Below are 7,723 nucleotides of genomic sequence, written 5' to 3'. Positions count from 1 at the left end.
GTCGCCCCGGCCCGCTGCCCCGCGTCGACCAGAGCCCGGCCGGTGCGTGTGGAGCCGTCGGCCGCCGGCCAGCGGACCGCCGCGGAACGCCGGCCCTCCACCGTTCCGACCACGCTCTTGGGCACATCGTCGAGCAGGACGGCGCGGACGGGGTGCCGCTCCTCCCGTTGCCTCGCGAAAACCTCACCGGCGGCGTGGGCCGTCGTCATGCCGACGACCGTGCCGGCCACCGCGATCAGCAGCCACACGATCAGCACGAGCCACGCCTCGGTGACGTCGTCGGGGCGTCGCAGCGGGTTGCCGCGCCACCGCCACAGCAGTTTCGTCGTGCGCCAGGTTCCACGCATCGGTCCGCACCTCCTCCAGGTCGTGACGACACTTCGAAGGTGGCAGTCCTCGGCTCGCCCGCGCAGGGGCCGGTCAGGTGCCTCGGTGGGACGACTCGCCCCCGCCGCAGGGCCGTTCAGCCCTCACCCGACCGGCTCCGGGCTCAGTTCGAACGCCCCCACCAGCCCGGCGTGCCGCAGCAGCCGTACGAGTCCGGCGCCGGGGCCGGTCAGCCGGAGCCTGCCGCGCCGGGCCCTTACCCGGCCTCGGGCCCGGCACAGCAGGCCGAGGCCGCTGCAGTCGACGAACGTGACGGACCGCAGGTCGAAAACCAGATCGGGGTGCGGTCCGGCGGTCAGCTCGTCCAGGGTGGGCCCGAGAGCGATGACCGCCAGAAGGTCGAGTTCACCGCCCAGGATGACGACGGTCGTGCCGTCACCGGTCCTCGTCGTCCGCAGTGTCGCGGACGTCATGTGCTGGTCGTCCATGCCCGTCAGCCAAGCGGAGCGGGTCCGGTGCCGGGAAGGGCCGTTCGAACCATGCGATCTCCGTTCGAAAGGGACCGAACAGCCCAAGCGGGTCCGGGGCCCGGAGCGCCAGGCTGGAGCTGCGGGCCGGGCCCGTCCGGTTCCGCGTCCGGTGAAGGACGGTGAACACGCCATGAAGGGCTTCGTCTTCCACGGTCCGGGGCGGTCCTCCTGGGAGGACGTCCCCGACCCCGTCGTCAAGGAACCCACCGACGCGGTCGTGCGGGTGGAGGCCGTCACGATCTGCGGGACGGATCTGCACATCCTCAGGGGCGACGTCCCCGAGGTGCCTCCCGGCACGGTCCTGGGGCACGAGGCCGTGGGGGAGATCGTCGAGGTGGGCCCCGATGTCCGGACCGTACGGCCCGGCGACCGCGTGCTGGTGTCGTGCATCAGCTCCTGCGGGCGCTGCCCGTCCTGCCGGGAACGGATGTACGGCCAGTGCCGGGGCGGGGGCGGCTGGGTCCTCGGCCATCTGATCGACGGCACCCAGGCCGAGTACGTGCGGGTGCCGTTCGCCGACCTGTCGGTGCACGCGCTGCCCGCGTCGGTCGCCTCCGAGGACGCGGTGCTGTTCGCGGACATCTTCCCCACCGCGTACGAGGTGGGTGTCCGCAACGGCCGGGTACGGCCCGGCGACACGGTCGCGGTCGTCGGCTGCGGTCCCGTCGGCCTCGCCGCGATCGCCACGGCGCGGCTGCTGACTCCCGAGCGGATCGTGGCGGTCGACCTCTCCCCGGCCCGGCTGGAGGCGGCCCGGCGGTGCGGCGCGGACGCCGTGGCCGACGCCGGTGAGGCACCGGAGCAGTTGATCGCCGACCTCACCGACGGGTTCGGCGCGGACGTCGTGATCGAGGCGGTCGGCGTGCCGGAGAGCTTCGAGCTGTGCACCCGTGTGGTGCGGCCCGGCGGGCACGTCGCCAACGTCGGCGTGCACGGCAGGCCCGCCGCCCTGCACCTCGAAGACCTGTGGATCAAGAACGTCACCATCACCACGGGCCTGGTGGACACCTGGTCGGCACCGACGCTGCTGCGCCTGGCGGCGGCCGGCCGCCTGCCCTCCGCCGGGCTGGTCACTCACGCCTTCCCTCTCGCGGAGACGGCGCGGGCCTACGACGTCTTCGACCGGGCCGGCGACACCGGCGCGCTCAAGGTGGTGCTCGGCGGGGAACGGCACGACGTGCCGGCCCGGGTGGGCTGAGCGGGGACGGGACGGACGGCCTCCGGTCCGGGACCTGTGGCCCCTGCTGCCGGTCGCGGCGCGGGAGCAGGGTGGGGCGACAGCCACGAAGGAGGCCCCCGTGTCCCGTCCCGTCACCGTCGGTCTCGACGGTTCGCCGGAAAGCCTCGCGGCCGCGGTGTGGGCCGCCCGCGAGGCCCTGGCGTTCGGCGCTCCGCTCCGTCTCGTCCACGTGGGCGACCAACCCCCGTACGACTACGTGCCGTTCGCGGGCGAGCCGGTCCCCGCTCCCGGTGCCGACCACCGGACGCCGATGCTGCGGGAGGCCGCCGCACGGCTGACCCAGAGCCGTCCCGGGCTGTGCGTCGACACCGCGCAGTTGCCCGGCAGACCGGTGCCGACGCTGGTCGGCGAGGCGGAGAAGGCGGAGATGCTGGTGCTCGGTTCCCGGGGGCCGGGCAGGGCGGTGGGTCTTCTGCTCGGCTCCGTCGCGTCGGCGGTGACCGCCCAGGCCCGGCGTCCTGTCGTCGTGGTCCGGTCCGCGAGCGGAGCCCTGGGGTACGAGGTGGTGGTGGGTCTGGCTCTCGACGCTCCGGACGACGACGTCCTCGCGTTCGCGTTCGCCGCCGCCCGCCGCGCCGAGGGGCTCCGTGTCGTGCACGGCCACCGAGGTTCCGGTCCGGACGGGCCGCACCCCGTGCTCGCCCCGTGGCGGGCCCGGTTCCCGGCTGTCGAGGTGTCCTGCGAGCAGGTGATCGGACAGGCCGGCAGTCATCTGGTGGACGTGTCGGGCAGCGCGTCCCTGGTGGTCGTCGGGCGGCGCGGCGAGGGGGCGCTGGGCCCTGCGGCCCACACGGTGCTGCGGCACGCCGCCGCCCCGGTGGCGGTCGTGCCGCACCTGTGATCAGGCGCTGTCGGCGGTGAGACGGATCCCCGTCACCAGGGCCGGCTGGATACGGACCGCGTGTTCCATGGTGCGGTCCACCCAGGGCCGCAACAGCGCGTCGTAGCGGGCGAGTTCACGCGGGTCGGTGACGAGGCGGGCGTAGCCGGTGACGACGACGCTCCAGCCGAGGTGGGTCCAGGGGTCGATGTCGTCGGCCTCGTAGGCGACGACGACCCCGGCGCCGTCGTCGTGTCCGGCGTGCAGGGTGAGGGCGGCCCGCTCGTGGGTGCGGATGACCAGGGCGCCGTCGACCAGGACGTGGTTGACGGGGCGGACCGTCGGCAGCGCCTGCCGGGTGAAGACGACACGCCCCAGGGACACGCTGCCGAGCAGCCTGAGCGCCTCGGCGTGACCGAGTTCGACGCTTCTGCGCGCGGGCGTGGGGGACGTGTCGTCGATCATGGGGTCCCGTGGGTCGGTGAGGTCGGAGGGTGTGGACGGAGCGGCACCCCGAGGGTGGGTGCCGCTCCTGTCTCCACTGTCTCTCCGGCAAGATCCGTACGCAGGTGCCGATGGTCCCGGTTCGGGGGCCGGTCGGCCCTTCATGTCCGCCGGTCCGTGCGCCACGGCGGCGGGGCCGCCGTCCGGTGCCGTGCGCGCTGTCCGGCCCGTGCGAGCACCCGGTCCTCCAGCCGGTCGGCCAGTTCCCCCGCCGTGGCCTCCTCCGCGTGGGCGATCACGACCGTGCCGCCCACCACGAGCCGTACCGTGGCCGACCACGGCAGCCGGACGTGGTGCGCCGCCGCCCTCACCACGGTCAGTGTGCCCTCCGCGGCCGGAAGCCCGAGCCGGTCGCAGGCCGCGCCGACCTTCGCGAGAAGGCGGACCACCGTCTCCTCGTCCACCTCACCCTGGGCCCGCACCCGTACGGCGTCATGGGAGGTCATGCGCTCACTTCCTTCCGGTCGACTGTGATCCCAGCGTCGTGCCGGGGCGGCGGGCGGGACAGGTGCTGTCGGTCCCTGCGCCGGGGCCGACCGGCCCTGCCGGGGACTTGGCCCGTTCTCGGTGTCCAACCGGAGCGCTCCCCGCTACCTTGGCCTTTGACTGGACAGGCCTGGTCGTGGAGATCTCTAGGAGTGCGGGTGGGAAGTCCCGAGGAGGCCCGGGTACGGCTGCCTCAGTTGCGGCTGGACGAACTGCTGGACGAGTTGCAGGCCCGGCTCGACGCGGCTCGCGGAACCCGGGACCGGGTGCACAGTCTGCTGGAGGCCGTCCTCTCGGTCGGCCGCGAACTCGACCTGGAACAAGCCCTGTACAGCATCGTGGAGGCGGCGGCGGTCCTGGTGGACGCCGAGTACGCGGCACTCGGCGTGATCGGCCCGGACGGCAGGCGGCTGTCCGCCTTCCACACCATCGGCGTCAGCGACGAGCAGATCGCGGAGATCGGCCCCTATCCGGAGGGCCACGGCATCCTGGGCGAGCTGATCCGCCACCCCGAACCCCTGCGCCTGGAGAAACTCTCCGACCACCCCTCCTCCTACGGCTTCCCCGCCCACCACCCCCCGATGAACACCTTCCTCGGCGTCCCCATCCGAGTCCGCGACCAGATCTTCGGCAACCTCTACCTCACCGAGAAGCGCGGGGGCGCCCAGTTCGACGAGGAGGACGTCTCCGTCACCTCCACCCTCGCCGTCGCGGCAGGCGTCGCGATCGACAACGCCCGCCTGTACGCCGAGTCCCGGCTGCGCGAACGCTGGCTGGGGGCGAACACGGAGATCACGCACCGGCTCATGTCCGGCGACGGACGCGCGGAGGTCCTCGGGCTGATCGCCGAACGCGCCCGCGACATCACCGGCGCCGCGCTCGCCGTCGTCGCCATGCCCATGGAGGACACCGACTCCTTCACCGTCGAACTCGCCCTCGGCCAGGAGGCCCAGGACCTGCGCGGACTCGTGCTGCCCGCCGAAGGAGGGCTCATCACCACCTCGTTCACCCGGAAAGCCGCCGTCACGAGCGACGAACCGCTCTCCCTCGCCCCCACGCTCGGCCCTTCTGTCGCCGTGCCCGTCGGCACCGGCGACGACGGGGTGCGCGGCGTCCTCCTCCTGGTCCGCGAGGCGGGGCGGGTCGCGTTCTCCGGCAAGGAGATTCAGCCCCTCCAGACCTTCGCCGCGCAGGCCGCCATCGCGATGGAACTGGCGGAACGACGCCGGGACGCCGAGGAGATCGCCGTCCTCAAGGACCGCGACCGGATCGCCCGCGACCTCCACGACCTGGCGATCCAGCGGCTGTTCGCGACCGGCATGACCCTCCAGAGCGCGGGCCGGTTCATCGAGCACTCGGAGGCGTCCGAACGGGTGCTGCGGGCGGTCGACGACCTCGACGAGACCATCAAGATCATCCGGTCGACCATCTTCGGGTTGCAGGCGCGCGGCGGGGGTTCCGGGAGCGGGCTGCGCGCCCGCGCCGTCCGCGTGGCCGGGGAAGCCGCCCCCGCCCTCGGCTTCGCACCCAGCCTGCGCACCGAGGGGCTCATCGACACCGACGTCCCCAAACCGGTCGCCGACCACGTCGTCGCCGTCCTCTCCGAGGCCCTCACCAACGTCGCCCGGCACGCCCACGCCACCCGCACCGAGGTCGTCCTCGCCACCGACGGACGCCAGTTGACCCTCACCGTCCACGACGACGGCACCGGCATCCCCGCCGAAGGCCGGCGCAGCGGACTGCGCAACATGGGGGAACGCGCCCGGGAACTCGGCGGACACCTGGAGTGGGAGTGCCCGGACGGTGGCGGCACGACCCTCGTGTGGCGCGTCCCGGTGACGGCCCCCTGACGACTCAGGGCCGATCGGCCCCGGAAAGGGAAGGTCGGCTCCCTGCGTCGCCAACTCTCCGACGTCATCATTGAGTTGACGGACAGTGAGAGGAGGAAACGCATGAGCGGCATGATCGAACGGCTGCCCGGCTGGCCGGTGCTGCCCGACCTGTTCGGCTGGGTCGAGTCCGGGCTGCCCGGTCTGCACGGCGTCGCCGGTCTGCACGGCATCCGGGTCGAGGAGCACCTCACGGACGACGAGTACGTCCTGCGCGCCGAGCTGCCGGGCGTCGACCCCGGCAAGGACGTGGAGATCACCGTCTCCGAGGGCGTGCTGACCCTGCGGGCCGAGCGTACCGAGGAGACCACCGAGAGGCACCGCACCGAGTTCCGTTACGGCACGTTCGCCCGTTCCGTCCGGCTGCCCCTGGGGGCGAAGGGCGACGAGGCGACCGCGGCGTACAAGGACGGTGTCCTGACCATCACGGTCCCGGTCCCCGAGGAGAAGACGGGCACTCGGACCATCCCGGTGCGGAACGGCTGACGCAGGGGCCAGTCGTGACCGCACGAGTGCGCGGCCGGTAGCCTGCCGGCCGCGCACTTGCGTCTCCGTTCAGGACACCGTGGGCGTGCGACGCCGGCGGACGTCGACGACGCCCTCCACACTCCGCGCCGCCCGCTCGGCCTCCGCTCCCCCGCCGCCGGTCAGGGTGACGATCCCGTCGACGACCTCGACCCCGGTCCGGTCGTCCGCGATCACGTGCCGCACCTGCGCGGCGATCTCCTCGTCCGCACGCAGGAACACCTTCAGCAGGTCGCCACGGCTGACAACGCCTTCGAGCAGTCCCTCGGCGTCGATGACGAACAGCCGCCGCACCCGGCGGCGGGCCATGATGCGCGCGGCCTCGGGCACCGTCGTCCCGGCGCGCACGGTCACGGCCGGCGTGCTCATCAGTTCCCCGGCGGTCAGCGCGCCGGCCTTCGCCAGGTCCGCCAGGCGCTGCCGCCGCACGGTCCGGTCCGGGTCGCCGTCCCGGAACTCCTCCTTGGCGAGCAGGTCGGCCTCGGAGACGACTCCGATCACCCTGCCGTCGCCCGCCAGGACGGGGACCGCGGTGACCTGCCGGCGCTCCATCAGCGCCACGACCTCCTTGAACACGGTCCGCCTGCCGACGGCGACGACGGCACGCGTCATCACATCGCTCACGGTGTACAGGCTGGTCCTCACGGTGCCTCCTCCACTGGCGCTGCCGGTCTTCCGACTCCAGCGTGTGCGCGGACGGCCACGCGGGCCACGATCCGCACGGTCCTCGCAACGGGCCGTCCGGCCCCGCGCGGGCGAGCCGTCCGGCGGGCCGTTCGCCCCAAGTGCCGGATACGGCGAGGGAGTTGACTGCGGGTGAGGGGAAGGGCCCCGACGAGGAGGCGAGAGAGGTGGGCACGAGTCTCACACCGGAGTTCTGGGAGCGCTTCACGGTGCTGCTCGTGGTGGCGACCGCCGTGACGGTCGTCCTCGGCGCGGCACTCGACACGCTCGCCGTCCGGCTGCTGCGGCACCGGACGCACGGCACCGCCACACGGCAGACCCCGCACCGGCTGCCCCGGACCCCCGCGCACTGCTGACACGGCGACGGCCGGGGTGCCGCCACCGCGCAGGTGGTGGCACCCCGGCCGTCGTGTCTACCTCTGCGCGGGCACCGTCACGACCGGCACCCGCGCGTGCCGCAGGCACTCCCGTACGACCGGGCCTCCCGCGGGCAGTTCTCCCCTGCCGTGCGCGGAGCGCCCCACGGCGAGCAGCAGCGCCTCCCGGGCCCGCTCCAGCAGGACTTTGGCCGGCACCCCCTCGACGAGCACGGGACGGACGGCGATGTCGACGCGTTCGCCCAGTGTCTTGACGAGGCTCTCCTCCAGCACCTGTGCGGCCCGCGCCCGCTGCTCCGCGGGCGCCGGGCAGGCGGCGACGGAGGCGTAGGGCGCGAGCC

At 73.5% G+C, this 7,723-nt stretch carries 11 protein-coding genes; 5 read left to right on the top strand and 6 right to left on the bottom strand.

All coding sequences use genetic code 11. The annotated features are described in order from the left end of the window. The coding region (locus ACVNF4_RS29405; protein ID WP_461805921.1) for an Rv1733c family protein at positions 1–347 on the bottom strand (347 nt) is incomplete at its 3' end. 123 nt (positions 348–470) lie between these two features. After that, a complete protein-coding gene (locus ACVNF4_RS29400; protein WP_461805920.1) occupies positions 471–815 on the bottom strand; it encodes an STAS domain-containing protein in 345 nt (114 codons plus the stop codon). Between the two features lie 172 nt (positions 816–987). On the opposite strand from ACVNF4_RS29400, the gene ACVNF4_RS29395 reads away from it, so the two are divergent. Continuing rightward, positions 988–2,055: a zinc-dependent alcohol dehydrogenase family protein gene (locus tag ACVNF4_RS29395; RefSeq protein WP_461805919.1), complete on the top strand. Its 1,068-nt coding sequence runs from the start codon at positions 988–990 to the stop codon at positions 2,053–2,055. Positions 2,056–2,155: 100 nt separating this feature from the next. After that, on the top strand, positions 2,156–2,938 hold the full coding sequence (locus tag ACVNF4_RS29390) for a universal stress protein (protein ID WP_461805918.1): 783 nt from the start codon (positions 2,156–2,158) through the stop codon (positions 2,936–2,938). On the opposite strand, the gene ACVNF4_RS29385 is transcribed toward ACVNF4_RS29390, so the two are convergent. Together ACVNF4_RS29385 and ACVNF4_RS29380 are read right to left on the bottom strand one after the other, a co-directional pair. Next, positions 2,939–3,382 (bottom strand): pyridoxamine 5'-phosphate oxidase family protein, encoded by a 444-nt coding sequence (locus ACVNF4_RS29385; protein WP_461805917.1) that lies wholly within the window; start codon positions 3,380–3,382, stop codon positions 2,939–2,941. A gap of 140 nt (positions 3,383–3,522) precedes the next feature. Continuing rightward, positions 3,523–3,867 carry a hypothetical protein gene (locus ACVNF4_RS29380; protein ID WP_461805916.1) on the bottom strand — a complete coding sequence of 115 codons (345 nt, stop codon included), beginning with the start codon at positions 3,865–3,867 and terminating at the stop codon, positions 3,523–3,525. A gap of 198 nt (positions 3,868–4,065) precedes the next feature. Here ACVNF4_RS29380 and ACVNF4_RS29375 point away from each other — a divergent pair, with 198 nt between their 5' ends. Both ACVNF4_RS29375 and ACVNF4_RS29370 read left to right on the top strand, forming a co-directional pair. Beyond that, positions 4,066–5,757 carry a sensor histidine kinase gene (locus ACVNF4_RS29375; RefSeq protein ID WP_461805915.1) on the top strand — a complete coding sequence of 564 codons (1,692 nt, stop codon included), beginning with the start codon at positions 4,066–4,068 and terminating at the stop codon, positions 5,755–5,757. Between the two features lie 102 nt (positions 5,758–5,859). Beyond that, positions 5,860–6,282, top strand: a complete 423-nt coding sequence (locus ACVNF4_RS29370) for an Hsp20/alpha crystallin family protein (RefSeq protein ID WP_461805914.1) — start codon at positions 5,860–5,862, stop codon at positions 6,280–6,282. Between the two features lie 69 nt (positions 6,283–6,351). Here the strand turns inward: ACVNF4_RS29370 and ACVNF4_RS29365 are convergent, their stop codons facing one another. Further along, positions 6,352–6,966 carry a CBS domain-containing protein gene (locus ACVNF4_RS29365; RefSeq protein ID WP_461805913.1) on the bottom strand — a complete coding sequence of 205 codons (615 nt, stop codon included), beginning with the start codon at positions 6,964–6,966 and terminating at the stop codon, positions 6,352–6,354. 206 nt (positions 6,967–7,172) lie between these two features. Here ACVNF4_RS29365 and ACVNF4_RS29360 point away from each other — a divergent pair, with 206 nt between their 5' ends. Next, entirely contained in the window at positions 7,173–7,361 is a 189-nt protein-coding gene (locus ACVNF4_RS29360) for a hypothetical protein (RefSeq protein WP_461805912.1), read from the top strand. Between the two features lie 57 nt (positions 7,362–7,418). On the opposite strand, the gene ACVNF4_RS29355 is transcribed toward ACVNF4_RS29360, so the two are convergent. After that, positions 7,419–7,723 (bottom strand): universal stress protein (locus ACVNF4_RS29355; RefSeq protein WP_461805911.1); only part of this gene is annotated, 305 nt, incomplete at its 5' end.

The organism is Streptomyces sp. S6, from assembly GCF_054880855.1.
This window is presented reverse-complemented; position numbering and strand designations above follow the sequence as displayed.

Coding starts and splice junctions, on each gene's coding strand:
- ACVNF4_RS29400 (WP_461805920.1), bottom strand. CDS start 815: ATGGACGACCAGCACATGACGTCCGCGACACTGCGGACGACGAGGACC.
- ACVNF4_RS29395 (WP_461805919.1), top strand. CDS start 988: ATGAAGGGCTTCGTCTTCCACGGTCCGGGGCGGTCCTCCTGGGAGGAC.
- ACVNF4_RS29385 (WP_461805917.1), bottom strand. CDS start 3,382: ATGATCGACGACACGTCCCCCACGCCCGCGCGCAGAAGCGTCGAACTC.
- ACVNF4_RS29380 (WP_461805916.1), bottom strand. CDS start 3,867: ATGACCTCCCATGACGCCGTACGGGTGCGGGCCCAGGGTGAGGTGGAC.
- ACVNF4_RS29370 (WP_461805914.1), top strand. CDS start 5,860: ATGAGCGGCATGATCGAACGGCTGCCCGGCTGGCCGGTGCTGCCCGAC.